1 protein-coding gene and 1 pseudogene are annotated in these 1078 nt (G+C 37.4%); both read left to right on the top strand.

All coding sequences use genetic code 11. The features are described 5' to 3' along the window. On the top strand, positions 1-264 hold a 264-nt coding region (locus tag BBS29_RS08320; protein ID WP_179853822.1), incomplete at its 5' end, for a transposase. Beyond that, positions 149-644, top strand: a pseudogene (locus BBS29_RS08125) (transposase). The gene BBS29_RS08320 and the pseudogene BBS29_RS08125, both read left to right, overlap by 116 nt. Positions 645-1078 lie beyond the last annotated feature (434 nt).

The raw sequence follows: 1078 nt of genomic DNA, 5'->3' as shown, positions 1-1078 counted from the left end.
TCTAAAGCTGTGTATATTGCGCTCGGTATTGGTGTAGATGGTCATCGTGAAGTACTTGGGTTTAAAGTGGATGATGCTGAGAGTAAGAATCACTGGGGACACTTTTTACGTGACTTAAAAAAATCGTGGATTAACACAACCAGAACTCATTACTTCAGATTCACATCAAGGTTTAAAGCAGGCGATTCAAGAAGAGTTTCCGGGCACACCTTGGCAAAGATGCACAGTCCATTTCTTAAGAAACATTACGAATGTAATGCCTAAAAAAGGTTCAACTGTTGCGCGTCAATTATTGAGAGATTTTTCATACGACAACACCCCAACATGCACGAGAAGCAAAAGAGAAGTTTTTAGACTTTGTATCAGAGGATCCAAGATTTAATCACGCGGTAGAAATTTTAGAAAGTGGATTTGACGATGCGATTCAATGTTTAATGTGTCCAGCGGCTAGACAAAAGTTTTTAAAAAGTACAAACGCACTCGAACGACTAAATAGTGAGTTAAGACGTCGTGAGCGCGTTGTTAGAGTATTTCCAAATATCGAGTCTGCATTTCGTTTAATTGGCGCACTTCTTCTTGATGCGAATGAAGCCTATAAAGAAACAAATAGAAAAGTGAGCGCGTTCGTGGAAGCTAAAGAATAACAGAGAGTTTTATTATTTTACACAATATTTAAGACTTGACCCTTTGTGGTTGCTTTTTGTTAAAATAACGCCACTGTTGTTAACGCAAAACGGATTTGCGTGAAATAGTTTTTCATCATTTAACACAAAAGCAATTTGCATCAAATCAGTTCCGCATACGTTAACGCAAATGCTCTAATCGTTAAATTAATGGGGCACCCTTTAACGCAAAACGGATTTGCGTAAAATAGTTTTTCATCTTTTAACACAAAAGCGATTTGCGTCAAATCAGTTCCGCATACGTTAACGCAAATGCTCTAATCGTTAAATTAAGGGAGCGTGCTTTAACACAAAAGCGATTTGCGTGAAATAGTTTTTCATCTTTTAACACAAAAGCAATTTGCGTGAAATCAGTCCGGCATACGTTAACGCAAATGCTCTAATCGTTAAATTAA

The organism is Nosocomiicoccus ampullae (genome assembly GCF_001696685.1).
GTDB classification, from domain to species: Bacteria; Bacillota; Bacilli; order Staphylococcales; family Salinicoccaceae; genus Nosocomiicoccus; species Nosocomiicoccus ampullae_A.
Note: the sequence above shows the minus strand (reverse complement) of the source record. Positions and strands in the feature narration are given on the sequence as shown.